Source organism: Pseudomonas veronii, assembly GCF_002028325.1.
GTDB classification, from domain to species: domain Bacteria; phylum Pseudomonadota; class Gammaproteobacteria; order Pseudomonadales; family Pseudomonadaceae; genus Aquipseudomonas; species Aquipseudomonas veronii.
Map to the genome: position 1 here is coordinate 2,714,368 of NZ_CP018420.1, position 24,907 is coordinate 2,739,274.

Genomic DNA, 24,907 nt, shown 5'->3' on the forward strand with positions numbered 1-24,907 from the left:
AAGGCTCAGCCCTTGGCCGTGCGCTTGGTTTTTTGCGGGTCGTCGAAGGGCAGGGCGTGGGTGGTGGCGGCGCCTTCGAAGCTGCCGCGCACCTGCAGCGCGATGCCGGGTACGGCGCAGGCGACGCTCATGCGCGCGATGGCCATCGAGCGTTTGCTCAGGCGCGAATACATGCCGCAGGTGATCACGCCGACTTGCTGGTTGCCCTGCCACAAGGTGTCGCCAGCCTCGGCCGGGCGCACGCCGTCGAGCAGCACGCCGGTGATCTTGAAGCGCTCCTGGCCGCGCAGGCGCAGGTGTTCCTCGGCGCCTCGGAACGCTTGTTTGCCGGGCGAAACCGTGAAGTCCAGGCCCATCTCCCACAGGGTGTCGCCGGCCTTCTGGTCGGCGAAGGGGTACATCTGCGAGTTGTCGTAGGGGAAAAACATCAGCGAGCTTTCCACTCGCAGCCAGTCCAGGGCGGTGAAGGCGCAGGGAATGATTCCCAGGCTCGCGCCCTGTTCGAGGATGCTGTCCCACAGGAACGGGGCGTCGGCGGCCTTGCAGAAAATTTCGTAGCCGCGCTCGCCGGTGTAGCCGGTGCGGGAGATCATCACCGGGCGCTCGAACAGGCGCGTTTGCAGGTGATGGAAGTACGGCAGCTGGCGGATGCCAAGCACGTGCTCGGCGAGAAAATCCACCGCCAGCGGGCCTTGCAGCGACAGGTCGTGCAGATCGTCGTCGAACAGCACCGCCACTTGCCGGCCCTGGGCCGAGCGCACCAGCATTTCATGCCCGGTGCCGGCGCCATGCACGACCATGAACGCATTGGGCCCGGTGCGGTAGACGATGCAGTCATCGACGAATTTGCCGTCCTCGTCGAGCATCGACGCATACACCGATTTGCCGGGATAGAGCTTGGCGATGTCGCGGGTGGTGGCCCACTGCAACAGGCTTTCGGCGTGCGGGCCGACGTAGTGGACTTTTTTCAGGCCCGATACATCCATCAGGCCGGCGCGGGTGCGGATCGCTTCGTGGTGGTCGGCCAGCGCGCTGCGGTAGGTCCAGGCGGTGCCCATGCCGTTCCAGTCTTCGAGGTTCGAGCCGAGCGCGCGGTGCCGCTCGGCCAATGCAGAAATACGCCAGGAGTGGGTCATGTGAGATTCCTTGCTGTGAAAAGGAGCACCGGGAAAAGGTTCAGGCGAGTGGATCGAACTGGCGCAGCCACTCGACCAGGGTCTGTCGATAGCGGGTCATGCCCTTGTAGTCGGCGATGGCATCGGGCAGGTCGCGCAGCACGCGGTGCAGGCGGCAGCCCCAGCCGGGGTGGCTGACCAGTTCGTCCAGGCTGATCAGGTAGGTGCGAATGCTGAACATCACTGCGTTGCTGCGCGGCAGGCGCGCCATCACTTGCAGTTCGACCCGCAGATGCACCTGTTGCCCGACGTTCTGCGCGGTGATCCGGCCGCGGTCGGCGCCCCATTGATGGAAGGTTTCCGGCGATGAATCCAGGCGCGGGTTGATGGTCAGGGTCCAGTTCAGGCGCCGGACCGGCTGGCCGGCCTGCAGGTTGAGCAGGTACTTCAGCGCGCGCTCGAACACGCCCATCTGGTGGGCCATGGGCACCGGTGCATGCCACTGCTTGAAACTCATCCCGGCATCGAACGCCAGTGACCAGTCGGCCGGGCTGGTGACCAGGCCGGCGTCCATGTACAGGTCGCCGTCGCGCTGGTCGAGCAGGGCGAAATCCCCTTGCACCTGGCGGCCGATGTATTCCAGCGGTGCGCAGGGCAGGCTGGCGGCATCGCCGAAGATGAACGGTTGATCGATCTGCAGCAGGTGGTTGCGCCAGTGCCAGCGGTCGCCGTCACGCGCCAGGCTGAACCACTGCGGGTAGTCGACGGCGAGGTTTTCCATGAGCATTTGCAGCGCATCCCAGGCCGCCGCTTGCATGTGCGGCATCACCAGGTAGCGGCGCGGGTCGTTGTCCAGGATCAGGGCACGTTCGGCCATTTCCGAGCGGTAGTGCTCGTCGATGTCGAAGGCGTGCTCGTAGACGGAACCCGGGTCGCGGGAGGTGGCCGGTTCGATGTTCACCGAGTACAAGTAGCTGTCCTCGATAAACGGGAACGGGAAGCGACGGATCGCCGCCGGGCTGTTGCGAAAGCTGAAATCGTCGCGATAGCTCAGCACAGGGCTCGATTGCAGGGGCATGGCACTCACTCCTATAGGTCCAGCGAAACGCAGGGGCCGCTGCCGCGTGAGACGCAGGGCATCAGAAATTCGGCCTGCTCGGCCGGGCTGAGGAAACTGTCGCGGTGTTCGATGGCGCCGCCTTGATGGCGCGTGATGCACTGGCCGCAGACCCCGCCACGGCACAGGTTGGGCACTTGCAACCCCGCGTGCTCCAAGGCTTCGAGCAGGCTCTGCTCGGCCTCCACGCGCAGGGTGCGGCCACTGCGCAGCAGTTGCAGGTCGAACGGCTGGCCCGGTTGCGCGCCTTTGAACGCCTCGGCATGCAGCCGATTGCGCGGCCAACCGAGGCGATCGGCGTGTTGCTCGACCGCCTCGATCAAGGGTTGCGGGCCACAGGTGTAGACGTGGCTGCCCAGCGGCCGGTTGGCGAGGATGCGGCTCAGGTCCGGGCGGCGGTCGTAGGCGTGCAGGCGCGGGCCGAGGCGCTGTTGCAATTCATCGAGGTAGGCATCGCTGAGGCCTGGCCGGAACAGGTAATGCAGTTCGAAGTCGGCCTGCTGTTGTTCCATCGTGGCGATATAGGCCATGAACGGCGTGATACCGATGCCGGCGGCGATCAGGATGTGCCGGTGTGCGGTGCCATGGGGCGCGAACAGATTGGCCGGCGGCGAAATCCGCAAGGTGTCGCCGACCTGCACCTGGCGATGCAAGTACTGCGAACCGCCGCGAGACGCGTCCTGCAGGCGCACGGCGATGCGGTAGTGGCGCGTGTGCGCCGGGTCGCTGGTCAGCGAGTAGGCGTTACGCACCGTGCCCTCGGCCAGCGGCAGATGCACCTGTACGTGGCTGCCGGGCGAGAAAGCGGGCAGGGCGCCGTCGCAGGCGGTCAGGGTGAACTCGCGCACCACGGGGGTGAGCATTCTGGCCGCACTGACCTGAACCTTGAGGGCGGCGCTCATGGCTGGAACCCCGCGTAGGGCTGGTCGGGGTTGATGCACACGCCGAGGTAAGCCCCCAGGCGCCGGGAAAAGTGTGCGCGCACTTCCAGCCCGACGTTGCAGCCGATGCAGTTCAACACCGGCTCTGGGCCTGCGGTCTGGGTCAGCCCGCAATGGGCGCAATACACCTGGCGCAGGCCGGGCATCGTGCAGGTCACGCTGATCTCGTCGTCTTCCAGGCCGGCGGCGCGGGCCTCGGCGTGAATGCGCCAGACAAAGGCCTCATCGCCCAACAGGTAGAGCCGACAACCCACGGTTGCGCTGGCCAATGCCTGTTGTAAACGCCGGCTGAAGTCGGGTTGTTCGCCGCTCAGCAGCAAAGGCTTGTGCAGGTCGGCGGCAACCGCCATGCCGGCGGTTGCCGATTGCATCACCACGATGGGGCGGTTGTGGGTGTGCGTCATGCGGGCTCTCCAAGGTGCGTTTTGTTTCCTGTTGGGAGAGATACTTTCCTATGAGGAAAATCTTCTCAATCTGGAAAAAGGGCTATGCCTTTGGAGATAAGCCTTGTCGCACTGGCGTTCGGGGCATGGAAGTTGCTGGTCTTGCACTAATGCTCAGCAACCGGACGGGGAGTTATCGAAGAGTGCGAACGCGACCGAAGAGCTGGCCGCTCTGGTTGGGGCCTGTGCGCCCCGAACAGGCGCGCAGCGTGCGCAGGCTGTTGGCCGGGTTGCCCCTGCACGCTGACGGTGCCTTGTCGGGTTTTCTGGACCGTTTCGACGCACTGCTGCCCGCCGCCAGGCTCAACCTGATCCTGGGCGGCGAAGACCTGGGCCCGACGCGACGTGGCTTGATCGAGGGCTGCCAGAACGTGGCGCGCTGCCCCTGGCGCGACGCGAGTGCGATGGACACGCCCCAGGCCTGCGGCCCTTGCCGGCAACGCGGGGTACACCGATTGGTGTGCGCCTTGCCCGAGGGTGAAAAAGGCGCGTTACTGCTCGACACCCCCCGACGGGCCGGTGCCAGTTGGCGCCAGTTGCTGGAGGAAGCAGCGCAAGCCGTGGCGGTCAGCGTGCGTCTGCGCAGCGACAACCGTGAGCAGCAGCGCAGGCAGGCAACGTCGCGCCACGGCGCGCTGGCCCGTGAGCTGCACGATTCGGTGGCGCAACAGTTGGGTTACCTGGCGTTCCAGGCCCACGGCTTGCAGTCACAGCTGGGCGCGCCTGCCCTGCAGGACCTGTGCGCCGGCCTCAGCCAGTTGCAACGCCAGGTGCGCGAGCTGATCACCAGCGCACGCCTGACCATGGACGGACGCTCGCTGCGCCAGGCCCTGGCCGACTCCGTCGCGGAGTTTTCGCGGCGTTGCATCATCGTGTTCGAGTTGGATAACCGCCTGGCCGACGACGCCCTGGGTCCGGAAACCGAATTGCAGATCCTGCAGATCGTTCGCGAGGCCCTGGCCAATGCGGTGCGCCATTCCCACGCGCGGCATGTGCGTATCGAACTGCGCCAGACCCAGGACGGCGATGCCTCGGTGTCGGTGGAGGACGATGGCATCGGCTTGAGCCCGGCTTGCGATGAGCATAACCATTTCGGCCTGGCGATTATCCGCGAGCGCGCCGCCAGCATCGGCGCGCGGCTGAGCATTGAAGCGATCCGCCCGCACGGCGTGCGCGTGCATCTTGGCCTGCGCCGCCACCACGACCTGCCACACGGGAGTCTCGATGGACTGCACGACCTTATTACTGATCGATGATCACCCACTGTTTCGCAAAGGCCTGGCGCAACTGTTCGATGCCAGCGACGACTTTGAAGTGGTGGGGCAGGCGGCCAGTGGCCGGGAGGGCATCAACCTGGCCGTGAGCCTGACGCCGCAGCAGGTGTTGCTGGATCTGCACATGCCTGGCCTCAGCGGCCTGCAGGTGCTGGACGAACTGCGCCAATTGCGCCTGGACTGCCAGGTGGTGGTGCTCACCGCTTCGATGGACCGCGCCGAACTGCTCAGCGCCCTGCGCCTGGGCGCCAGCGGTTATGTGCTCAAGGAAACCGAGCCCGAGGCGTTGCTGGCGTATATGCGCAACTGCCACAAGGGCGCGATCATGCTCGACTCAACCCTGATCGCCTTGCTCGCCGACCCGGCCGAGCCCAGGTCACACGGTGAGACGCCGGGCGGTGAAAACCTCACCGAACGCGAAGGCCAGACCCTGGCGCTGATCGCCGCCGGCATGAGCAATAAACAGATCGGCAGGGAGCTGGGGATCAGCGACGGCACGGTGAAAATCTATGTGCGCAGCCTGTTGCAGAAACTCAACCTGCATTCGCGCCTGGAGCTGGCGGCCCGGGTACACAGCGGCGCCTTGCTCAAACACGAGGAGCGTCACTAGATGAGGGAAAGCTCTGACGCTTGGGTGCAGACATCGCCCGCGCACCTGATGGATTGTTTTCCCGCCGCCTTGCTGCACCTGCGCGACAACGGCCAGATCGCCCACTTCAACCTGGCCTGGGCCGAGTTGATGGGCGCGCCGGGCGCGGAACGCAACGTCGTCGACTACGTCCACCAGGAAGACCGCCCGCTGTGGCGCCAGGCCTTGCATGAGCTACGCCGGCGTCCCGAGACCTCGTTCAACCAACGCCTGCGCTTCGTGCATCCGTGCGGCGAGCTGCGCTGGTTCGAGGTCAGTCTCAAGCGCGGCCCGCAGGGCTTCTACTTGGTAGCCGGAGATATCACCGCGCACAAGCGCCGCGAAATCGCCCTGCAGGCCAGCCAACGCAGCAGCATGAGCTTGCTCGACAGCATGCCTGGGCTGATCTATCGCGGCCGTAACAACCGCGACTGGACCATGGAATTCGTCAGTGCCGGCTGCCTGCAATTGACCGGCTACCCCGCCGAGCGGTTGGTGGACAACCATGAGTTCACCTACAACAGCCTGATCCTCGCCGAGGATGCCGACTACGTATGGCGCGAGGTGCAATATGCGTTGTCGCGCCAGGAACCGTTCGAACTCAATTACCAGATTCGTTGCGCCGACCAGTCGATCAAGCACGTATGGGAGAAGGGCGTGGGGATCTATGCCGATACCTGCGAGGTGCTGGGCATCGAGGGCGCGATTTTCGAGCGCAGAGTTTTGTAGGAGCCGGCTTGCCGGCGATGGTCGTCAACGATGACGGGGGAAGCCTGGATGCCCGCGGTGGCTGTGGGTTTTTCGCTGGCAAGCCAGCTCCTACAGTGGGGGTATAACCCTGTAGGAGCTGGCTTGCCGGCGAGGGTCGTCAACGATGACGCGGCAAGCCTGGATGCCTGCGGTGGCTGTGGTTTTTTCGCTGGCAAGCCAGCTCCTACCGTGAGGGCATAACCCTGTAGGAGCCGGCTTGCCGGCGAGGGTCGTTAACGATGACGGGGGAAGCCTGGATGCCCGCGGTGGTTGTGGGTTTTTCGCTGGCAAGCCAGCTCCTACCGTGGGGGCATAACCCTGTAGGAGCCGGCTTGCCGGCGATGGTCGTCAACGATGACGCGGGACGCCTGGATGCACGCGGCGGCTGTGGGTTTTTCGCTGGCAAGCCAGCTCCTACCGTGGGGGTATAACCCTGTAGGAGCCGGCTTGCCGGCGATGGTCGTTAACGATGACGCGGGACGCCTGGATGCCCGCGGTGGCTGTGGTTTTTTCGCTGGCAAGCCAGCTCCTACAGGGGATGGTTCAGCGATGGTCGTCAACGATGACGCGGGAAGCCTGGATGCCCGCGGCGGTTGTGGGTTTTTCGCTGGCAAGCCAGCTCCTACAGGGGATGGTTCAGCTTTTTGTTTGGCTTAATGGGCGCCGGCGGCCTTGTTCAGATCGCTTTCGGCCCATTCGGTGTACACACAGGCATCCGCCGTGGCCCAGCGCACGCGCACCGGGTCGCCGGCCTTGAGCGGCATGCCGGCGGCGGACAATGCCTTGACCGTCATCGAGGTGCCGCCCAGGGTTTTCACGCTGCAGGTCTGGCTTTCACCGAGAAACAGCACTTCGCCGACGATGGCCGACACTTCGTTCCAGCCTGCGGCCAATGGTTGCCCGGCGGCCTGTTCGACGCTCAGCGCGAGGGCTTTTTCCGGGCGCACCATCAGCAGCACGTCCTGCTCGCTGCGCAGGCCGCCGGTCAGGCGGATCGACAGGGATTGGCCTTCGAACGACGCCGCCGCGTTGCCCTGGGCCTTGAGCTTGAGGAAGTTGGAGTTGCCCAGGAATGAGGCGACAAACGCATTCGGCGGGTTCTGGTACAGGTCGAAACCGCTGCCCAGGCCGACGATCTTGCCGTGGCTGAAAATCGCGATGCGCTGGGACAGGCGCATGGCTTCTTCCTGGTCGTGGGTCACGTAGACAATGGTGATGCCCAGGCGCCGATGCAACTGGCGCAGCTCGTCCTGCAAGTCCTCACGCAGCTTCTTGTCGAGGGCGCCGAGCGGTTCGTCCATCAGCAGGATACGCGGCTCGTACACCAGCGCCCGGGCGATGGCGACGCGCTGTTGCTGGCCGCCAGACAGTTGCGACGGGCGGCGATGGGCGAACTGTTCCAGTTGCACCAGCTTGAGCATGGCGTCGACGCGCTTCTCGCGCTCGGCACTGGCCAGTTTGCGGATCGCCAGGGGGAAGGCGATGTTGTCGCGTACCGACAGGTGCGGGAACAGCGAGTAACGTTGGAACACCATGCCGATGTCGCGCTTGTGCGGCGGTACGTTGACCAGCGATTGGCCGCTCACCAGGATCTCGCCGCTGCTCGGCGTTTCAAAGCCGGCGAGCATCGACAGGGTGGTGCTTTTGCCCGAGCCGCTGGAGCCGAGGAAGGTGAGGAACTCGCCGTCCTTGATGTCCAGCGAGATGTTGTCCACGGCGGCGAATTCGCCATAGAACTTGTTCAGGTTGCGCAGGCTGACCAGGGGTTGGCCAGGGTTCTGCGCGGCATCTTGGATCACTGCACTCATGTTCTGCTCCTGGGCGCTCAAGCGCGGGTTTCTGTGCGCCGGCGAACGGCGGCGGCGATGACCATGACCAGCACCGAGAGGCCGATCAGCAGCGTCGAGGCGACGGCGATCACGGGGGTCAGGTCCTGACGCAGGGTGGTCCACATTTTCACGGGAAGGGTTTGCAGGGTCGGGCTGGCCATCATCACGCTGAGCACCACTTCGTCCCATGACACGAGAAAGGCGAACAGCGCACCGGCCACCATCCCCGGGCGAATCGCCGGGAAGGTCACCTTGAACACCGCCTGCAGGCGCGACGCGCCGCAGATCACCGCGGCGTCTTCAATCGACTGATCGAACAGTTTCAGCGAGTTGATGATCGAGATGATGGTGAACGGCAACGCGACAATCACGTGGCTGACCACAAAGGCGAACATCGTGCCGGTGTAGCCGAGCTTGAGGAACAGCGCGTACACCGCCACGGCGATGATCACCAGTGGCACGATCATCGGCAGGGTGAACAGGCCATAGAGCAGTTCGCGGCCGGGGAAACGCCCGCGCACCAGGGCAAATGCGGTGGGCAGGCCCAGCGCCACGGCGAACACCGTGGTCAGCACGGCGACCTTGAGGCTGGCCAGCGCCGCGTTCATCCAGTCGGCGTTGGAGAAGAACTGGCCGTACCATTTCAGCGTCCAGCCCGGTGGCGGGAACACCAGCCATTGCGACGAGCCGAACGACAGCAGCACGATAAACACGATCGGCAGCAGCAGGAACAGCCCAATCAAACCGGTGGTGGCGTAGAGGCCCAGACGCATCCTGCGGCTCATGGCGTTCGGAGTCAGCAGCATGACGGCTTACCTCGCATGGCTGGCGCCAACCGGGGATTCCGGCTGAAGCTTCAGGTAGAAGTAGAACAGCACCAGCGTGATGAAGATCAGCAACGCGGCACCGGCACTGGCCAGGCCCCAATTGAGGAACGACTGCACCTGCTGGATGATGAACTCGGGCAGCATCATGTTCTGCGCACCGCCGAGCAGCGCCGGGGTGACGTAGTAACCGAGGGACATCACAAACACCATCAGCCCGCCGGAAAACAACCCCGGCCGGCACAGCGGCAGGAACACCCGGAAGAAGTTGGTCCACGGGCTCGCGCCGCAGATGGAGCCAGCCTGCAGGATCATCGGGTCGATGGCCTGCATGGTCGCCTGCAACGGCAGCACGATGAACGGGATCATGATGTAGCTCATGCCGATCACCACGCCCGTCAGGTTGTGCACCATCTCCAGGGGCACATCGATGATGCCCATGGCCAGCAGCGCCTTGTTGATCACCCCCGAGGCTTGCAGCAGCACCAGCCAGGAATAGGTGCGGGCCAGCAGGCTGGTCCACATCGACAGCAGCACGATATTCAGCATCCAGCGGCCCCAGCCGCGTGGCACCAGGGTAATCGCCCAGGCCAGCGGGAAGCCCAGCAACAGGCTGAACAGGGTCACCAGGCCCGCCACCGAAAAGGTGTTGAGCAGCACGCGGGCGTAGGCCGAGTTGGCGAACAGCTGTTCATAGTTGCCCAGGCCCGGCACGGGCTCCAGCACGCCGCGCAGCAACAGCCCGATCAGCGGTGCGAGGAAGAACAGGCCGAGGAACAGCAGGGCCGGGATCAGGTTGCCCGCCCCGCGCCAGCGCTGGGCCAGGGGCGGCGATACGGCTTTGCTGCAAACCGCGCCGGCAGCGCCGAGGGCGCTCCCGGTCGGTGTGGTTGCCGTCATTTTCATTTGACTAGCCATTCATTCCACCGTGTCGCAATGGCCGGACCGTTCTTGGCCCAGTAGGCGAAATCGAGGGTGATCTGGTCCTTGGCATACGCCGTCGGCAGGTTGGGCGCCAGGACTGAATCCAGGCGCTGCACGCTGTCGATATTCACCGGTGCATAAGCGGTCAGGTTGGAGAAATCGGCCTGGCCCTTGGCGCTGCTGGCACTGGCCAGGAACTTCATCGCGGCGGCTTTGTTTTTGGTGCCCTTGGGCACGACGAGGATGTCGGCCATGACCAGGTTCTGCTTCCAGCTGACGCCCACCGGTGCGCCATCTTCCTGCAGGGCGTGGATGCGACCGTTCCAGAACTGGCCCATGCTGACTTCACCGGAGGCCAGCAGTTGCTGCGATTGCGCGCCGCCGCCCCACCAGACGATGTCTTTTTTGATGGTGTCGAGTTTCTTGAAGGCGCGGTCCAGGTCCAGGGGGTAGAGCTTGTCGGCGGGTACGCCGTCGGCGAGCAGGGCCAGTTCGAGCACGCCAGGGCTTGGCCATTTGTAGAGGGCGCGTTTGCCGGGGTAGGTCTTGGTGTCGAACAGCGCGGTCCAATCCTGGGGCTTGGCGGCGCCGAGTTTGCTTTCGTTGTAGCCGAGCACGAAGGAGAAGAAGAACGAACCGACGCCATGGTCGGAGACGAAGCGCGGGTCGATCTTGTCGCGCTGGATCACCGAGAAGTCCAGGGGTTCGAGCAGGCCTTCGGCGGCGGCGCGCAAGGCGAAGTCGGCCTCTACGTCTACCACGTCCCACTGCACGTTGCCGCTTTCGACCATGGCCTTGAGCTTGCCGTAGTCGGTCGGGCCGTCTTGCACCACGGTGATGCCGCTGGCCTTGCTGAAAGGGTCGGCCCACGCCTGCTTCTGCGCATCCTGGGTGCTACCGCCCCAGCTCACGAAATTCACGCTTTCGGCCGCCAGGGCCGCGTGAGTGACCGTAGCCAATAAACCCGCGAACAGCACTGCGGTTGCACGTTTGTTCAACACCATTTTCACGCCCTCATTTGTTGTGTTTTTGAGCGGGCTTGGTAATGCCCGCCTATCGGGAGCAGTAGGTCCATCGGAGCCTCTAATCGAGGCCCAAAAGGCGACCGTGCCAAGGGCTGTTATTGGTGCTGTCCCTGGCGGGCGCACTTGGCGAAAGCGTTCGGTCTATGGAATATCATATTATGGTATTCCAAACTTTGTGCAAGCATTTTGCCTTACCGGTTATCCGTCACTCGGTGAAGGGAATGCTCTCGACCACCTCCAGGTCGTAGCCAGTCAGCCCGGCGTATTTCAGGGGCGGGCCGAGGTGACGCAGCTTGCCGACGCCCAGGTCCTGCAATATCTGCGCCCCGGTGCCGACTTCCGAATAAATCCGCGACTGCGAACGGTTGAACTGGCGCGGCGCCTGGGTCAGTTGCGGTACGCGCTCCAGCAGCGCCTGGGACGATTCATGATTGGCCAGCACCACCACCACGCCACGACCTTCGGCCGCGACGCGTTGCAGGGCGGCCCACAGCGTCCAGTTGGACGGACCGCTGTAGTCGGCACCGACCAGGTCGCGCAGCGGGTCGATCACATGCACGCGCACCAGCGTAGGTTCATCGCGGCGCAACGGGCCCATCACCATGGCCATGTGTACGCCACCGTCGATGCGGTCTTCAAAGGTGATCAGGCGGAACGTGCCATGCACCGTGGGCAGGTCGCGTTCGCCAATGCGCGCCACGGTGCGTTCGGTGCTGAGGCGGTAGTGAATCAGGTCGGCGATAGTGCCGATCTTGATCCCGTGCTTGCGCGCGAAGATCTCCAGCTCAGGTCGGCGGGCCATGGTGCCATCGTCGTTCATCACTTCGACGATCACCGAGGCTGGCGTATGCCCGGCCAGGCGTGCCAGGTCACAGCCGGCTTCGGTGTGGCCGGCGCGGGTCAGCACGCCGCCGTCTTTGGCGCGCAACGGAAAGATGTGCCCAGGCTGCACGATATCGGCCGGCCCGGCATTCACATCCACGGCTGCCGCCACCGTGCGTGCGCGGTCGGCGGCAGAGATACCGGTGGTCACACCGCTGGCCGCTTCGATGGACACGGTAAACGCGGTGCTGAACGCGCTGCCATTGCTCGGTACCATCTGCTCAAGGCCCAGGCGCTGGCAGTGTTCGTCGGTGAGGGTCAGGCAGATCAGACCACGGGCTTCACGGGCCATGAAACTGATAGCCTCGGCACTGCAGCACGCCGCAGGCAGCAGCAGGTCGCCTTCGTTTTCCCGGTCTTCGTCGTCTACCAGGAGCACCATCTTGCCTTGGCGGTAGTCTTCGATGATGTCTGCGATGCTGTTGAAGGACATGTTGGGTGCTCGATTTGTTGGTTGTATGTATTATGGTATACCACAAAAACCAAGCAAGAGGATGTCGCGATGAAGGCCTACTGGATTGCCCATGTAGATGTGTCCGATGCAGAGCAGTACACGCAGTACACCCAACGCGCGCCGGCGGCGTTTGCGCAGTTTGGCGGGCGGTTTCTGGCCAGGGGCGGGCGCAGCGAAGCGATGGAAGGCGGGCCGGCGCGGCAGCGTAATGTGGTGATTGAGTTCGATAGCTATGAGCAGGCGGTGGCGTGTTACGAATCTGCCGAGTATCAGGCGGCGAAGGCCCACCGTGAGGGGGTAGGGCAGGCGCAGATCATCATCGTGGAAGGCCTGGCGCCTTAGGTATATCAATCCAAGTATTGTTCCCAATGTGGGAGGGGGCTTGCCCCCGATGGCAGTGGTTCAGTCACCTCATTCAGTGGCTGACACACCGCTATCGGGGGCAAGCCCCCTCCCACATTGGGTTCGGTGGTGTGGAATAGGATGCGTTGCAGCGCCCTGGTTTCGACGATGAGCAGGGCTGATTCACGCGCTTCAAACTGTGGGAGGGGGCTTGCCCCCGATAACGGTGTGTCAGCCAACGACGATGTTGAATATGCCACTGCCATCGGGAGCAAGCCCCCTCCCACATTTGAACCGAGTTCAGCTTGAGGATCAGCGGATGAAGTGGATCTTGCCGCTGTCGTCATTCCCGATGTAGATGCCATACACCCCGGCCTGGCGTTCCTCGATGTAGCGTTCGAGGATCTGCCGGATCGCCGGGTAGTAGATGCTGTCCCAGGGAATGTCCTCGGGCGCGAAGAATTGATAGTCGAGGGTCTCCGGCCCGAACTGGCCGGTGATCTCCAGCGCGATGGCGCGGAAGATGATGTACACCTCGCTGATCTTCGGCACGCTGAAGATCGAGTAGGGCGAGACGATCTCGGCGCGCACGCCGCTTTCTTCCCAGACTTCGCGCAACGCGGCCTGTTCGGTGGTCTCGCCACCTTCCATGAAACCGGCCGGCAGGGTCCAGGTGCCGGGGCGCGGTGGGATCGCCCGTTGGCACAGCAGGTACTTGCCGTCCTGCTCGATGATGCAGCCGGCGATGATCTTGGGATTGATGTAGTGGATATAGCCGCAACCGCGGCACATCAGGCGCTCATGCGTATCACCCGGTGGCAGCTGGTGACCGAGGTCACTGCCGCCGCATTTGGGGCAAAAGCTTGGCCTGAACACGGTCAGTGACCTATACGCGGTTCTTTGAGGGCGATGGGCAGGATGATTTCGGGGATCTTGCCGGTCTCTTCCTGTTTGCGCTTGAGGTAATCCAGGGCCACGGCCGCCGCGGCGCGCACGTGATCGACGCAGGCCTGGTGGGCGGCGAGTGGGTCGCCACTCTTGATCGCCTGGACCATGCGTTCCATTTCCTGATTGCTGGTGCCGCGACGGTTTTCCTGGGACACCGACGTGGCGCGCAGGTAGCTGATGCGCGCCTGCAACTGACGCAACTGGGTGGCGGCCACGCGGTTGCCGGAGCCTTCGAGCAACACGTCGTAGAACCCCTGTACCGAATCGATGACCTGTTGCAGTTCGCCGTCCTTGAGGGCCTTGCGGTTTTCCTCCAGGGCTTTTTCCAGGGCCTTGATGTCCTTGGCCTTGGCGCGCAGGGTGAACAACTGCACGATCAAACCTTCGAGCACGCAGCGCAGTTCATAGATGTCGACGGCATCGGCCAGGGTGATGATCGCCACCTGGGGGCCCTTGGCATCGGCGAATTCCACCAGGCCTTCGGACTCCAAGTGACGCAAGGCTTCGCGCACCGAGGTACGGCTGACGCCGAGGCGGTCGCACAGGTCGCGTTCCACCAGGCGATCACCCGGCAGCAGCTGGAAGTTCATGATGGCGCTGCGCAGTTTCTCCAGCACGATTTCGCGCAGGGTGACCGGGTTGTGATTGACCTTGAAGCTGTCGTCGAGGGGCAGGCGTTTCATGGGGGCTGCTCTGAATGGGGCGGTTAACGGGAGGCCTCGGCATCGGCTTCGGCGAAGGCTTCCCGGGCCAGCCGGAAGCTGTCCACGGCGGCGGGAACCCCGCAATAGATGCCGACCTGAAGCAGAATTTCGCGTATTTGTTCACGACTCAGGCCGTTACGCAAGGCGCCGCGCACATGCAGCTTGAGCTCGTGAGGCCGATTGAGGGCCGAAATCATTGCCAAGTTTATCATGCTGCGTTCTTTAAGCGACAAACCCTCCCGGCCCCACACATGGCCCCAGCAGTATTCGGTGACCATCTCTTGCAAGGGGCGGGTGAAGTCGTCGGCGTTCTCGATCGAGCGCTGCACATAGGCTTCGCCCAGCACCTGGGTGCGGATCTTCAGGCCCTGCTCATACTTTTCGTTGCTCATTGCACACAGCTCCTCAAGCCAGGGTGGGCAGCGGGCCCAGCTTGCCTTTGTGATAGATCATCGGCGTGACCGGTTGCTCGGGCAGGATCAGGTTCTTCACGGCGCCGACGATGATCGCGTGATCGCCGCCGTCGTATTCGCGCCACAGCTCGCACTCGATGATCGCCGTGGCCCTGGCCAGCAGCGGGTTGCCCAATTCGCTCAGGTGCCACTCGATGCCCTTGGCTTTTTCCTTGCCTTTGCTGGCGAAGGCATAGGCTTCGGCGGTCTGGTCGGCGGACAGCAAGTGGATCGCAAAGCGCTTGCTGTCACGCAGGATCGGGTAGGTGTCCGACGCATAGTTGGGGCAGAACAGCACCAGGGCCGGGTCGATCGACAGCGCGCTGAACGCGCTGGCGGTGATGCCGACGATGCCGCCATCCGGGTCGAGGGTGGTGACCACCGTGACCCCGGACGGGAACGAGCTCATGACGTCTTTGTAAATGCCGGGTTCGATCATGGTTGTGGACTCTTAACGCATCACAAAAGGATCAGGCATGGGCGCCTGGGAGAGGTTGATCCACACCGTCTTCAGCTCGGTGTAGGCCAGCACCGAATCGATGCCGCTTTCGCGTCCGTAGCCACTGTTCTTGAAGCCGCCGATGGGCGCCATGGCCGACACCGCGCGGTAGGTGTTGACCCAGATGATCCCCGAGCGCACATCGCGCGCCAGGCGGTGGGCGCGCCCGAGGTCGCGGGTCCAGATACCGGCAGCGAGGCCGAACTGCGAGTCGTTGGCGATGGCCAGTGCTTCGGCTTCGTCCTTGAAACGGATGACCGAGGCTACCGGCCCGAATACTTCCTCTTGCATGATCTTCATCGAGTTGCGGTCGCACTCGAACAGCGTCGGCTCATAGAACCAGCCTTCGCCAAGGTTCTGCGGGCGCTTGCCGCCGGTGCGCAGGCGTGCCCCTTCGGCGATGGCGTCCGCCACCAGGCCTTCGACCACGGCCAGTTGCTGCGCGGTGGCCATGGGGCCCATTTCGCTGGCGTCGTCTTGCGGGTTGCCGATGCGGATGCGTTGGGCGCGCGCTACCAGGCGCTCGACGAATTCGTCGTAGATAGCGTCCTGCACCAGCAGGCGCGAACCGGAGACGCAACTCTGCCCGGACGCCGCGTAGATGCCGGCGATTGCACCATTGATGGCGCTGTCGAGGTCGGCGTCGGCAAAAATGATATTCGGCGACTTGCCGCCCAGTTCCAGGGAGAGTTTGGCGAAGTTCTCCGCGCTGCTGCGCACCACATGCCTTGCCGTGGCCGCGCCGCCGGTAAAGGCGATCTTGCGCACCAGCGGGTGGCGGGTGAGGGCGGCGCCGGTGCTGGGGCCAAAGCCTGTGACCACGTTGACCACGCCCGCTGGAATGCCGGCTTCGAGGGCCAGGCGCGCCAGTTCCAGGACGGTCGCCGAGGCATGTTCCGACGGCTTGATCACGATGGTATTGCCCGCCGCCAGGGCCGGCGCGAGTTTGATCGCGGTCAGGTACAGCGGGCTGTTCCACGGAATGATCGCAGCGACTACGCCCATGGCTTCATGCACGGTGTAGGCGAACAGGTCGGGCTTGTCCAACGGCAGGGTGCCGCCTTCGAGCTTGTCGGCCAGGCCGGCGGTATAGTGGAAAAACTCCGGCAGGTAGCTGACCTGGCCACGGGTTTCGCGGATCAGCTTGCCGTTGTCGCGGCTTTCCAGCTGGGCCAGGTGTTCCTTGTTCGCGGCGATCAGGTCACCCAGGCGGCGCAGCAGTTTGCCCCGCGCGGTGGCGGTGAGGCCGCGCCAGGCCGGGCTGTCGAAGGCGCTTTGCGCGGCCTGCACGGCGCGCTCCACGTCGGCTTCGTCGGCGTCGGGCAATTGCGCCCAGGGTTCGGCCAGGGCCGGGTTGAGGCTGTCGAAGGTCTTGCCGGAGAGGGCATCGACCCATTCACCGCCGATGCACATCTGGAAGCGTGCGAGTGTCATGCAACGATCCCCTTGATTGGAGTGTTTTGGGCGTACACCGTGTCGAGGAACCCCAGCAGCAACTGGTTGACCAGGCGCGGCGATTCTACCGGCATCATATGCCGTTGCTCGGCCAGCACCGCAACGCTGGCGCCGGGAATGCGATCGGCCAGTTGCCGGGCCATTTCCGGGGTCGAGCCAGGGTCGAGTTCGCCGGTGGCGACCAGGGTCGGTGCGCGCAACCCCGGGAGGTCGTCGGCACGGTACATGTCCTGGGTCGCAAACAGTTCATAGGTGGTCAGGTAACCCTGGGGGTCGTTGCCCGCCAGGGTTTCACGCAGCGCGGCGATCTGCGCCGGGTTGGCCGCCTGGTATTCACGGCTGAACCAGCGCGACAGTGCGGCTTCGGCATTCGCGTCGGGGCCGTGTTCGGCGGCCTGGGCAGTACGTGCGATGACCCCGGCACGCTGTTCAGGGCTGCGGTTGAACACACTGTTGAGCACCACCAGGCCCTTCAGGCGCTCGGGGTAATGCAAGGCAAACGCCCGCGCGACCAGGCCGCCCATGGAAAACCCGATCACCGTGGCCTGGGGCAGTTGCAGGTGGTCGAGCAGTTCCAGCAACTGGTCGGCATAGCCGAGCAGCGGGGTGTCGGCGGCCGGGCGCGGGCTGGCGCCATGGCCGAGCATGTCATAGGTGATCACGCGGTAGTTCGTGGCCAGGCCAACGACTTGCCCGCCCCACATTTCTTTATTCAGGCCCACGCCGTGGATCAAAACCACAGGCTGGCCTTGGCCGGTCGCCAGATAACTGGTGCCAGCCGGGGTGCGTTCAGCGGTGAGCCGAATCATGGAGCGCTCCTGCATGCTTTTTGTTGGGGTGGCCGGTCTTGCTTACTGGGCTTTTTCAGCCGCCAGCTCTTCCAGGTCGATATAACGGTTGCCGATGCGCGGATGCAGGCGGCCGCCATCGGCGCAACCCAGGACCACGACGATTTCGTCGGCACGCGGCGCATCTTCGATCTGCATCTCCAGGGTGATGTAGTGCGAACGCAGGCCTTCGTCGTCCTTGTGCATCATCGGGATCTGGATCGACGTGCCCGGGCCGCCGCGCTTGTTGGTAAAACTCAGGTAGCTCTTGGCCTTGACCGCCTCACGGTAGTGGTTGCCGAAGCGCAGGGTGTGGATGATCGCGCTGGCATGTTCGATCTCGCCGTCGGCACCGACCACTGCGGCCTTGCCGTAGGCCTCGATTTTTTCCGCGCCGCCGATGATGCCCACCAGGCGCTCGACCATCAGCGCGCCGAGGTCGGAGCAATTGGCACGGATCTCAGGTTTGAGGTCTTCGACGAAACCGCGACCCAGCCAAGGGTTTTTCAGCACCACGGCCAGGCCGACCATGGTCACGGGAGTGTCCGCGGCTTTACCGCCTTCGATAAAGGTTTCTTCTACGTAGCTGACGATCTTGCGGATTTCGAAACTCATGGGCTGCTCCGTCTGATGTGAGAGGTCTGCGTATGATGGTATACCATAATACGAGAATCGCAATAGACGTCAGCACGTTCGAATGATCGGCGGTTGCACGCCAGCCTTATCCGCGGATGCGGACAGTGACGCCGAGGTCGGCGGGAGGTATTGGCGTGTTGATGCACCTCAAGGCGACCGGTTGCGCGGTCGGGCTCAAGGTAGAGGCTGGCGTGGGGTAAGCAGCAGAGGCGGTGAGTGGCTCACCGCCTTGCATTGGCGGGGGTTAGAACTTGAAGCGGCCGACCAGGCCTTTGAGCTGCCCGGAGATATCCGTCAAACGGCCAGAGCCGGTCTGCGCCGAGTGGGCAAAGTCTTCCACCAGTTGGGCATCGGCGTGGATTTGCGCGATGTGCTGGTTGATCTGTTCGGCGACCTGGTGCTGTTCCTCGGCGGCGGTGGCGATCTGGGTGTTCTGGTCGCGGATCGAGTCCACCGAGCCTTGGATCTTGTCGAAGCTGTCGCGGGCCTGCTGGATGCGTTCCACACTGGTTTGCGACACCTGCAGGCTGCCCTGCATCTGCAGAGTGACTTCCTGGGTGCGGCGTGCGAGGTTGCCGAGCAGGCTGTCGATCTCGCCGGTGGAGTCGGCGGTGCGGCGGGCCAGGGCGCGCACTTCGTCGGCGACCACCGCGAAGCCGCGGCCCTGGTCACCGGCGCGCGCGGCTTCAATCGCCGCGTTGAGCGCCAGCAGGTTGGTCTGCTCGGCAATCGAGCGGATCGTGTCGAGGATGGTGTTGATGTTTTTGCTGTCCTGCTCCAACTGCTGCATGGTCTGGGTCGACTTTTGCAGGTCTTCGCTCAGTTTGAGCACGCTGCCGGTGGCTTCGCCGATATGCTGCTGGCCGTCGTGTACCTCGCGGTAGCCTGCGTCGGCGCTGGACGCGGCGGCGCTGCAGGAGCGGGCGACTTCGTTGGCGGTGGCCACCATTTCGTTGAATGCGGTACTCACCAGCTCCACGGCTTCACGTTGGCGACCGGCGGCCTGGTTCAGGTTGTTGGCCACTTCGCGGGTGTCGGCGGCGGCGCTTTGCAGGTCGGAGGATGCGCTGCCGATGCGCTGTACCAACTGGGCGATCATGCCCAGGAACTGGTTGAACCAGCCGGCCAGGCTGGCGGTTTCGTCCTTGCCTTGCACCTTGAGTTGGCGGGTGAGGTCGCCTTCACCTTCGGCGATTTCTTGCAGGCCGTCGGCGACCCCGCGAATCGGGCGCACGATCATGCTGGCGAAGCTCGCGCCGACAATCGCGAAGACCACGGCGAGTACCGCTGCGATGGCTGCGATCAGCCAGGTCAGGCGGGTGGCGTCGGCCATGACTTCGTCGCGCTTGATCAAGCCGATAAAGCGCCAGCCCAGGTCTTTGGAGCTGACCACGTTGGCCATGTAGGCCACCCCATCAATATCCACTCGGGTCACGCCGTCGCCGCGCTTGGCCAGTTCGGCGTAGTTGGCGCCAAGTTCGGCCATCGGCTTGAAGTTGTGCTTGGCGTCGCTGGGGTCCACCAGCACGTTGCCGTTGGCTTCCACCAGCATCAGGTAGCCGCTGTCGCCCAGCTTGATGTTGCGTACCAGTTCGGTGAGCTGCTTGAGCGAGACGTCCAGGCCGACCACGCCGAGCAGGGTGCCGCTGGCGTCGACCACGGTGTGGACCGTGCCGATCAGCACCACATCGTCCGGCGCCCAGTAATAGGCCCCGGTCCGCACGGTGGTGCCCGGAGCGGCCACGGCGGCTTTGTACCAGGGGCGTACACGCGGGTCGTAGTTGTTCAGTTTGGTGTCGTCAGGCCAGCTCGCATAACCGCCGTCGCTCAGGCCCAGGGACAGGTAGGCGGTGCTTGGATGGCTTTTGGCGAACTGCTCGAATATCGCCAGCAGCTCTTTATTCGTTGGTGTCAGTGGGATTTGTGCGGCGTCGGCACCGGCGTAGTTCTTCAGCTCCTTGGCCGCGACAACGCGAGGGTCTTTGGCCACGTACTCGACGTTCTGGCTGATGCCGTCGAAGAACTGCTTCATGCCGTTATCGATCTGACGGATCTCGCGGCCGCTGCTGTCGAGGAAATTGGCCACAGCCGCCTCGCGCAGGTTCAGCACCACCAGCACCGCCACCAGGATAACCGGCACGCACGCGATGGCCGCAAACGCCCAGGTCAGCTTTTGCTTGATATTCATGACTTCTCCCGCGGGTATTTATAGTTTTGGCAAGGGGAAAACAGTAGCGTCGCATGTATTGTTATGAGGGGTGCGCCCATGCGTACCCCTTATATCGACCGTCGGGGCACGCACTTGAGGCCGTGGAGGCGTTCAGCCGATACGGTTGCCGCCCAGCGCATCGCGCTGCATCGACTGCAGGTTGTTCTCGATGGTTTCGCAGATGGTTTCCATCTGGATCTGATGTTCGCTGGAATGAAACGGGCTTTGCAGGTCGGTGCCGATGCGCTCGATGGCCAGCAGCATGAAGCCCACCACCGTGGAGGCCAGCGGGGTGAACCAGCCCAGGGATTCGACCAGGCCCACCGGCACGATCAGGCAGAACAACGAAATGAACAGGCGCGGGAAGTACACGTAAGGGTAGGGCAGCGGGGTATTGGCGATGCGTTCCATGCCGCCCTGGGCGTTGGACAAATCCACCAGCGTCGACTCCAGCCGCGCCAGGCGGATGCTGTCCAGGTGCCCGGCCTTGTATTCCCTGGCCAACAGCGCCGCCGAGCCGGTGAGGATGTCATTGGCGAAATTGTTGGTGGCGCCGTTGCGCGCAAATTCCTCGGCCGGGATAAATGCCCGCACCTCGTCCGGGCACGGCCGGCCCTTGAGATGGGCGGCCAGGCAGTTCACATAGGCCACATGGCGGCGCAACAGGGTGGCCTTTACCGGGTTCACGTCGTTGCCGAGGTCATCCAATAGCGTCAGCACCTGCCGCGCGAAACTGCGCGAATTGTTGACCATCGCGCCCCATAAGGTGCGCGCTTCCCACCAGCGGTTGTAGGCGCTGCTGTTACGAAAACTGATCAGCACCACCAGCGCTGAACCGAGCAAGGTCAGCGGCATCAGCGGCAGGTTGATCTTGGTGGTGAGAAACAGCATGAAGTCCACGGTGACGGCGACGTCCCACAGCAACAGCCAGAACAGGGCCCAACCGACATAACCCATGGTTTTGATGATCAGGCGGTATTTTTTGACGATGGCGGCTTTCAAACGGAGACCTCGCGGCGAGCGGTAAGCAACAGTGCCTAAGCTCGGACGTTGGTTTGCCGTGAAAGGTTCGGTGAAGGAGGGCGGTACACCGGATCAAATCAATGATTGCGCCCGTCGAGCTGGGTAGAGAGCAAGGACCACCACCATGCTATGCTCGAAAAGCTAACAGAGGGATTCCAAATGACGAGTACAACCGATGTCAGTATTGCCAGCAAAGTGCGCAGGCTGGCTAAAGCGCATCATGTCACCGCTGAACGTGACAGCATCAGCCGAATGGCGGTTGCCATCACCGGACTGGCTGGTGATGCGGTCGAATTGGATGGTGTGGAACAGTTATTGGTCAACCTTAAGCGCAAGGGTATTTTGAGCAAGTCGGAAACCCTTGCACTTCAAGGCAGTTATCTTCAGGAGAAGCGCCGCGCCAAGAAGAAACTCAGCGCATGAGTTTTGATCCTTTCGGAGATTTTGATACCGCTGGATATCTTCAAAACGCGTTACAGCTTAAAGATCCTATGGAGGTCAAGGAGTCCGAGCATCTGTCCTTTGAGTTGAGCGTGGAAGATGCGCTGGGTTATTTGGCCAAGAAAAAACCGATTGATTACAAGTCGGTCCTCAAAGTACACGAAATCTTGTTTTCTGATTTCTATCACTGGGCGGGTAAAGATCGAAATGATCTGGTGCCGCATCTTGCCGTATTCAAGGGTTCCCACGACGATCCTTGGCATACTGTCTTTGAACATCCTGGCTCGATCAAGCGCTCCATTGACTATGCGCTTGAACTGGCGTCGAACAAGAAGCGCTTCAGAGAGCGTCCTGGCGATGTGATGGGGCAACTAGCATTTGCGCACCCTTTTCTTGATGGTAATGGGCGCACGATTCTGCTTGTTTTCATGGAGCTTTGTTATCGCGCCAAGTTCGCCATTGAGTGGTCGAAAACGAACAAGGACGATTATCTTCGGGCACTTAGCGAAGAGCTCAGGACGCCGTTCAAGGGGCATCTGAATAATTACTTGAAACCCTTTGTCGTCGATATTGCCCACCGTGATGAATGGCCGGGGATGATAGGTGGTATCAAGGGATTGGATGGCCTGGATAAAGAAGGGATAACTTACGAAAATCTGGACGATCCTGAGGTTCAACAGATCTACAAAACCTATCGAGCACAACTGATCGATACGCCCCCGTCCGCAAAATAGAGCAGTGACGTAATACGCTCGGATCGCTGTCCTGATCCTATCGTTTACCGCTGAGCCAGAACACTCGCCAGCAACCCGGGAAAACGCGCCTCAAGCACATCCGCGCGCAACGAATTCAGATGCGCGGTGCCGGCGCTGCGGGTGTGGACCAGCCCGGCATCGCGCAGCACGCGGAAGTGGTGGGACATGCTGGATTTCGGCCGTCCGCCGTCCAGTTCGCCGCAGGTGGCCTCGGGCACGTCGGCCAGGTAGCGGATGATTTCCAGGCGCACCGGGTCGCTCAAGGCGTAGAGCACGCGTTCGAGTGTCAGGTCTTGCAGGGCGGGGTGTTTGAAGGCTCGCATAAAACAAATGATAACAGGGCTGGTGTTGAATACCATAGTTCGAATACCATCGAACTATCGAATCAATCACTCGCTCCTGGAGGTGCCTGATGGCTGCCTTGTTTGAACCCTACAAACTCAAAGACGTGACCTTGCGCAACCGCATTGCGATCCCGCCGATGTGCCAGTACATGGCCAACGACGGCATCGTCAACGACTGGCACCACGTTCACCTGGCCAGCATGGCCCGTGGCGGCGCCGGTTTGCTGGTGGTCGAAGCCACCGCGGTGTCCCCTGAAGGCCGTATCACTCCTGGTTGTGCGGGTATCTGGAGCGATGCCCACGCCCAGGCGTTCGTGCCGATGGTCAAGGCCATCAAGGCTGCTGGCGCGGTGCCAGGCATTCAGATCGCCCACGCCGGCCGCAAGGCCAGTGCCAACCGCCCATGGGAAGGCGACGACCATATCCCCGCTTCCGATGCGCGCAGCTGGGAAACCATTGCGCCTTCGGCCATTGCGTTCGGCGCCAACCTGCCTAACGTGCCGCGCGCCATGACCCTGGACGACATCGCCCGCGTGCGCCAGGACTTCGTCGACGCCGCCCGCCGTGCCCGCGACGCCGGTTTTGAATGGATCGAACTGCACTTCGCCCACGGCTACCTGGGCCAGAGCTTTTTCTCCGAACATTCCAACCAGCGCACCGACGCCTACGGCGGCAGCTTCGACAATCGCAGCCGTTTCCTCCTGGAAACCCTGGCCGCGGTGCGCGAAGTCTGGCCGGAAAACCTGCCGTTGACCGCGCGTTTCGGCGTGATCGAATACGACGGCCGTGACGAGCAGACGCTGACCGAATCCATCGAACTGGCCCGTCGCTTCAAGGCCGGTGGCCTCGACCTGCTGAGCGTCAGCGTCGGCTTCACCATTGCTGACACCCAGATCCCGTGGGGCCCGGCGTTCCTGGGGCCGATCGCTGAGCGCGTGCGTCGCGAAGCCGGTATCCCGGTCACTTCGGCCTGGGGGTTTGGCACGCCGCAATTGGCGGAAGGTGCGTTGCAGGCCGGGCAGGTGGATTTGGTCTCGGTGGGGCGCGCGCATCTGGCTGATCCGCATTGGGCGTACTTTGCCGCCAAGGAACTGGGGGTAGAGAACGCCTCCTGGACCTTGCCTGCGCCGTATGCCTATTGGTTGGAACGCTATCGCTGAGGCGGCCGCTCAGCCCGACCTGTGGGAGATGTCACACCGATGCCGGCAGGCCCGCCGCCATCGAAGCCTCGCTAAAGCTCGACATCTCCCACATTTGATCTCCCGGGCTGACAGAAAGTGTTCTTGCGCCCCTGCCTTGCGGGTGCCGTCGAGCCTCACGGTTGTCGAGCGAGGGTGGGGCTTATAACGGCGTCAGCACATTCATCACCGTATCCAGCGCCACCCGCGTGTCGTCCAGTTGCACCAGCGAGGCATGCCGGGCGCCGAGGGCGTCGCGGTTCTGGATCGCGGTGAGGATCGCTTTGTGCCGGGGCAGGCTCAGGCCCTGGATATCCGGGCGGCGGTTGGTGATGTTGATCGACTCGCGCAGCGGCAGCGACAGCATGTTGCACATATACGCCAGCAGGTCGTTGCGCGTGGCGTCGGCAATCGCACGGTGGAAGTCCAGGTCGGCCTGTAGCAGCGCGTCGTGGGTCTGCGCGGTTTCCATGCCGAGGTAGGCTTTTTCGATGGTGGCGATGTCTTCAGCGGTCGCGGTGGTCGCGGCCATGGCGGCGATTTCCGGTTCGAGGATGCGCCGCACGCCGGCCAGGGTGTTGAAGAACTCGCTATGGGGGGTGGACTGCATCAACCAGGACAGTACGTCCGGGTCGAGCAGGTGCCACTTCACCCGCGGCCGCACCACCGCGCCTACCCGTGGCTTGGAATACACCAGGCCCTTGGCGCTGAGCACCCGGGTCGCCTCGCGCAATACCGAGCGGCTGACCTTGTACTCCTCACACAGCGTGGCCTCCATGGGCAGTCGTTCTTCTGGCTTGAAGCGACCGGAAACGATGTGCATGCCCAAGTCCTGGACGATCTGGGCATGCATGCTCTTGCGCGGCTTGGACGGCTGGTGATCCATAA

At 63.2% G+C, this 24,907-nt stretch carries 26 protein-coding genes and 2 pseudogenes; 7 read left to right on the forward strand and 21 right to left on the reverse strand.

The window, feature by feature from the left end:
* Positions 1-5 precede the first annotated feature (5 nt).
* Genes PverR02_RS12635 through PverR02_RS12650 form a run of 4 tightly spaced genes read right to left on the reverse strand, consistent with a single transcriptional unit; the run spans position 6 to position 3,577 of the window.
* Complete coding sequence (locus PverR02_RS12635; RefSeq protein WP_079443529.1) at positions 6-1,136, reverse strand: aminomethyltransferase family protein; 1,131 nt, start codon at positions 1,134-1,136, stop codon at positions 6-8.
* Between the two features lie 40 nt (positions 1,137-1,176).
* Positions 1,177-2,193 carry a heme-dependent oxidative N-demethylase family protein gene (locus tag PverR02_RS12640; RefSeq protein ID WP_079443530.1) on the reverse strand — a complete coding sequence of 339 codons (1,017 nt, stop codon included), beginning with the start codon at positions 2,191-2,193 and terminating at the stop codon, positions 1,177-1,179.
* 11 nt (positions 2,194-2,204) lie between these two features.
* Positions 2,205-3,134: a PDR/VanB family oxidoreductase gene (locus PverR02_RS12645; RefSeq protein WP_079443532.1), complete on the reverse strand. Its 930-nt coding sequence runs from the start codon at positions 3,132-3,134 to the stop codon at positions 2,205-2,207.
* The gene (locus PverR02_RS12650; protein ID WP_046383904.1) at positions 3,131-3,577 is read right to left on the reverse strand and encodes a dimethylamine monooxygenase subunit DmmA family protein; all 447 of its coding nucleotides are present in this window, start codon (positions 3,575-3,577) and stop codon (positions 3,131-3,133) included. Before PverR02_RS12650 ends, PverR02_RS12645 begins: the two co-directional genes overlap by 4 nt.
* A 182-nt stretch (positions 3,578-3,759) precedes the next feature.
* Here PverR02_RS12650 and PverR02_RS12655 point away from each other — a divergent pair, with 182 nt between their 5' ends.
* The 3 genes from PverR02_RS12655 to PverR02_RS12665 are packed head-to-tail and all read left to right on the forward strand — an operon-like array spanning position 3,760 to position 6,247.
* Positions 3,760-4,872: an ATP-binding protein gene (locus PverR02_RS12655; RefSeq protein ID WP_227778849.1), complete on the forward strand. Its 1,113-nt coding sequence runs from the start codon at positions 3,760-3,762 to the stop codon at positions 4,870-4,872.
* The gene (locus tag PverR02_RS12660) at positions 4,841-5,500 is read left to right on the forward strand and encodes a response regulator (protein WP_079443533.1); all 660 of its coding nucleotides are present in this window, start codon (positions 4,841-4,843) and stop codon (positions 5,498-5,500) included. The genes PverR02_RS12655 and PverR02_RS12660 overlap by 32 nt, the downstream gene beginning before the upstream one ends.
* A complete protein-coding gene (locus tag PverR02_RS12665) occupies positions 5,501-6,247 on the forward strand; it encodes a PAS domain-containing protein (RefSeq protein WP_057006014.1) in 747 nt (248 codons plus the stop codon).
* A gap of 674 nt (positions 6,248-6,921) precedes the next feature.
* Here PverR02_RS12665 and PverR02_RS12685 read toward each other — a convergent pair.
* The 5 genes from PverR02_RS12685 to ribBA all read right to left on the reverse strand — a co-directional run bounded on the left by PverR02_RS12685 (position 6,922) and on the right by ribBA (position 12,185).
* Complete coding sequence (locus PverR02_RS12685) at positions 6,922-8,076, reverse strand: ABC transporter ATP-binding protein (protein ID WP_079443539.1); 1,155 nt, start codon at positions 8,074-8,076, stop codon at positions 6,922-6,924.
* Between the two features lie 17 nt (positions 8,077-8,093).
* Entirely contained in the window at positions 8,094-8,903 is an 810-nt protein-coding gene (locus PverR02_RS12690) for an ABC transporter permease (RefSeq protein ID WP_079443540.1), read from the reverse strand.
* A gap of 6 nt (positions 8,904-8,909) precedes the next feature.
* Positions 8,910-9,827 carry an ABC transporter permease gene (locus PverR02_RS12695; protein ID WP_046383897.1) on the reverse strand — a complete coding sequence of 306 codons (918 nt, stop codon included), beginning with the start codon at positions 9,825-9,827 and terminating at the stop codon, positions 8,910-8,912.
* Complete coding sequence (locus PverR02_RS12700; protein ID WP_046383896.1) at positions 9,824-10,849, reverse strand: ABC transporter substrate-binding protein; 1,026 nt, start codon at positions 10,847-10,849, stop codon at positions 9,824-9,826. The genes PverR02_RS12695 and PverR02_RS12700 overlap by 4 nt, the downstream gene beginning before the upstream one ends.
* A 226-nt stretch (positions 10,850-11,075) precedes the next feature.
* Positions 11,076-12,185, reverse strand: a complete 1,110-nt coding sequence (gene ribBA, locus PverR02_RS12705) for a bifunctional 3,4-dihydroxy-2-butanone-4-phosphate synthase/GTP cyclohydrolase II (protein ID WP_079443541.1) — start codon at positions 12,183-12,185, stop codon at positions 11,076-11,078.
* A 69-nt stretch (positions 12,186-12,254) separates the two neighbouring features.
* On the opposite strand from ribBA, the gene PverR02_RS12710 reads away from it, so the two are divergent.
* Positions 12,255-12,548 (forward strand): DUF1330 domain-containing protein, encoded by a 294-nt coding sequence (locus PverR02_RS12710; protein WP_046383894.1) that lies wholly within the window; start codon positions 12,255-12,257, stop codon positions 12,546-12,548.
* 312 nt (positions 12,549-12,860) lie between these two features.
* Here PverR02_RS12710 and PverR02_RS12715 read toward each other — a convergent pair whose 3' ends face one another.
* The 10 genes and pseudogenes from PverR02_RS12715 to PverR02_RS12755 form a co-directional block, all read right to left on the reverse strand.
* Positions 12,861-13,424 carry an NUDIX hydrolase gene (locus PverR02_RS12715; protein WP_046383893.1) on the reverse strand — a complete coding sequence of 188 codons (564 nt, stop codon included), beginning with the start codon at positions 13,422-13,424 and terminating at the stop codon, positions 12,861-12,863.
* A 2-nt stretch (positions 13,425-13,426) separates the two neighbouring features.
* A complete protein-coding gene (locus tag PverR02_RS12720; protein ID WP_079443542.1) occupies positions 13,427-14,179 on the reverse strand; it encodes a GntR family transcriptional regulator in 753 nt (250 codons plus the stop codon).
* 23 nt (positions 14,180-14,202) lie between these two features.
* Entirely contained in the window at positions 14,203-14,592 is a 390-nt protein-coding gene (locus PverR02_RS12725; protein ID WP_046383892.1) for a carboxymuconolactone decarboxylase family protein, read from the reverse strand.
* A gap of 13 nt (positions 14,593-14,605) precedes the next feature.
* Positions 14,606-15,091 (reverse strand): flavin reductase family protein, encoded by a 486-nt coding sequence (locus PverR02_RS12730; protein ID WP_079443543.1) that lies wholly within the window; start codon positions 15,089-15,091, stop codon positions 14,606-14,608.
* A gap of 12 nt (positions 15,092-15,103) precedes the next feature.
* On the reverse strand, positions 15,104-16,585 hold the full coding sequence (locus PverR02_RS12735) for an aldehyde dehydrogenase (protein WP_046383891.1): 1,482 nt from the start codon (positions 16,583-16,585) through the stop codon (positions 15,104-15,106).
* Complete coding sequence (locus PverR02_RS12740) at positions 16,582-17,415, reverse strand: alpha/beta fold hydrolase (protein WP_046383890.1); 834 nt, start codon at positions 17,413-17,415, stop codon at positions 16,582-16,584. Before PverR02_RS12740 ends, PverR02_RS12735 begins: the two co-directional genes overlap by 4 nt.
* 42 nt (positions 17,416-17,457) lie before the next feature.
* On the reverse strand, positions 17,458-18,048 hold the full coding sequence (locus PverR02_RS12745) for an amino acid synthesis family protein (protein WP_046383889.1): 591 nt from the start codon (positions 18,046-18,048) through the stop codon (positions 17,458-17,460).
* 265 nt (positions 18,049-18,313) lie between these two features.
* Positions 18,314-18,856: pseudogene (locus tag PverR02_RS33115) on the reverse strand (methyl-accepting chemotaxis protein); the annotation flags it as partial.
* Between the two features lie 318 nt (positions 18,857-19,174).
* A pseudogene (locus tag PverR02_RS33120) lies at positions 19,175-20,257 on the reverse strand (HAMP domain-containing protein); the annotation flags it as partial.
* Positions 20,258-20,389: 132 nt separating this feature from the next.
* On the reverse strand, positions 20,390-21,280 hold the full coding sequence (locus tag PverR02_RS12755) for a bestrophin family protein (RefSeq protein ID WP_017847896.1): 891 nt from the start codon (positions 21,278-21,280) through the stop codon (positions 20,390-20,392).
* A 180-nt stretch (positions 21,281-21,460) separates the two neighbouring features.
* On the opposite strand from PverR02_RS12755, the gene PverR02_RS12760 reads away from it, so the two are divergent.
* Positions 21,461-21,724, forward strand: coding sequence for a hypothetical protein (locus PverR02_RS12760; protein ID WP_017847895.1), 264 nt, complete (start codon positions 21,461-21,463; stop codon positions 21,722-21,724).
* On the forward strand, positions 21,721-22,476 hold the full coding sequence (locus PverR02_RS12765) for a Fic/DOC family protein (protein ID WP_079443545.1): 756 nt from the start codon (positions 21,721-21,723) through the stop codon (positions 22,474-22,476). Before PverR02_RS12760 ends, PverR02_RS12765 begins: the two co-directional genes overlap by 4 nt.
* 44 nt (positions 22,477-22,520) lie before the next feature.
* On the opposite strand, the gene PverR02_RS12770 is transcribed toward PverR02_RS12765, so the two are convergent.
* On the reverse strand, positions 22,521-22,820 hold the full coding sequence (locus PverR02_RS12770; protein WP_079445011.1) for an ArsR/SmtB family transcription factor: 300 nt from the start codon (positions 22,818-22,820) through the stop codon (positions 22,521-22,523).
* 89 nt (positions 22,821-22,909) lie between these two features.
* Between PverR02_RS12770 and PverR02_RS12775 the strand changes: the two genes are divergently transcribed.
* Entirely contained in the window at positions 22,910-24,001 is a 1,092-nt protein-coding gene (locus tag PverR02_RS12775; RefSeq protein WP_046383887.1) for an NADH:flavin oxidoreductase/NADH oxidase, read from the forward strand.
* Between the two features lie 181 nt (positions 24,002-24,182).
* On the opposite strand, the gene PverR02_RS12780 is transcribed toward PverR02_RS12775, so the two are convergent.
* A complete protein-coding gene (locus PverR02_RS12780; protein ID WP_017847891.1) occupies positions 24,183-24,905 on the reverse strand; it encodes a FadR/GntR family transcriptional regulator in 723 nt (240 codons plus the stop codon).
* Positions 24,906-24,907 lie beyond the last annotated feature (2 nt).

Excerpts from the sequence above, each read along its gene's own strand:
- PverR02_RS12635 (WP_079443529.1), bottom strand. The coding sequence starts at position 1,136 with ATGACCCACTCCTGGCGTATTTCTGCATTGGCCGAGCGGCACCGCGCG.
- PverR02_RS12640 (WP_079443530.1), bottom strand. The coding sequence starts at position 2,193 with ATGCCCCTGCAATCGAGCCCTGTGCTGAGCTATCGCGACGATTTCAGC.
- PverR02_RS12645 (WP_079443532.1), bottom strand. The coding sequence starts at position 3,134 with ATGAGCGCCGCCCTCAAGGTTCAGGTCAGTGCGGCCAGAATGCTCACC.
- PverR02_RS12650 (WP_046383904.1), bottom strand. The coding sequence starts at position 3,577 with ATGACGCACACCCACAACCGCCCCATCGTGGTGATGCAATCGGCAACC.
- PverR02_RS12660 (WP_079443533.1), top strand. The coding sequence starts at position 4,841 with ATGGACTGCACGACCTTATTACTGATCGATGATCACCCACTGTTTCGC.
- PverR02_RS12665 (WP_057006014.1), top strand. The coding sequence starts at position 5,501 with ATGAGGGAAAGCTCTGACGCTTGGGTGCAGACATCGCCCGCGCACCTG.
- PverR02_RS12685 (WP_079443539.1), bottom strand. The coding sequence starts at position 8,076 with ATGAGTGCAGTGATCCAAGATGCCGCGCAGAACCCTGGCCAACCCCTG.
- PverR02_RS12690 (WP_079443540.1), bottom strand. The coding sequence starts at position 8,903 with ATGCTGCTGACTCCGAACGCCATGAGCCGCAGGATGCGTCTGGGCCTC.
- PverR02_RS12695 (WP_046383897.1), bottom strand. The coding sequence starts at position 9,827 with ATGAAAATGACGGCAACCACACCGACCGGGAGCGCCCTCGGCGCTGCC.
- PverR02_RS12700 (WP_046383896.1), bottom strand. The coding sequence starts at position 10,849 with ATGGTGTTGAACAAACGTGCAACCGCAGTGCTGTTCGCGGGTTTATTG.
- ribBA (WP_079443541.1), bottom strand. The coding sequence starts at position 12,185 with ATGTCCTTCAACAGCATCGCAGACATCATCGAAGACTACCGCCAAGGC.
- PverR02_RS12710 (WP_046383894.1), top strand. The coding sequence starts at position 12,255 with ATGAAGGCCTACTGGATTGCCCATGTAGATGTGTCCGATGCAGAGCAG.
- PverR02_RS12720 (WP_079443542.1), bottom strand. The coding sequence starts at position 14,179 with ATGAAACGCCTGCCCCTCGACGACAGCTTCAAGGTCAATCACAACCCG.
- PverR02_RS12725 (WP_046383892.1), bottom strand. The coding sequence starts at position 14,592 with ATGAGCAACGAAAAGTATGAGCAGGGCCTGAAGATCCGCACCCAGGTG.
- PverR02_RS12730 (WP_079443543.1), bottom strand. The coding sequence starts at position 15,091 with ATGATCGAACCCGGCATTTACAAAGACGTCATGAGCTCGTTCCCGTCC.
- PverR02_RS12735 (WP_046383891.1), bottom strand. The coding sequence starts at position 16,585 with ATGACACTCGCACGCTTCCAGATGTGCATCGGCGGTGAATGGGTCGAT.
- PverR02_RS12740 (WP_046383890.1), bottom strand. The coding sequence starts at position 17,415 with ATGATTCGGCTCACCGCTGAACGCACCCCGGCTGGCACCAGTTATCTG.
- PverR02_RS12745 (WP_046383889.1), bottom strand. The coding sequence starts at position 18,048 with ATGAGTTTCGAAATCCGCAAGATCGTCAGCTACGTAGAAGAAACCTTT.
- PverR02_RS12760 (WP_017847895.1), top strand. The coding sequence starts at position 21,461 with ATGACGAGTACAACCGATGTCAGTATTGCCAGCAAAGTGCGCAGGCTG.
- PverR02_RS12765 (WP_079443545.1), top strand. The coding sequence starts at position 21,721 with ATGAGTTTTGATCCTTTCGGAGATTTTGATACCGCTGGATATCTTCAA.
- PverR02_RS12770 (WP_079445011.1), bottom strand. The coding sequence starts at position 22,820 with ATGCGAGCCTTCAAACACCCCGCCCTGCAAGACCTGACACTCGAACGC.
- PverR02_RS12775 (WP_046383887.1), top strand. The coding sequence starts at position 22,910 with ATGGCTGCCTTGTTTGAACCCTACAAACTCAAAGACGTGACCTTGCGC.
- PverR02_RS12780 (WP_017847891.1), bottom strand. The coding sequence starts at position 24,905 with ATGGATCACCAGCCGTCCAAGCCGCGCAAGAGCATGCATGCCCAGATC.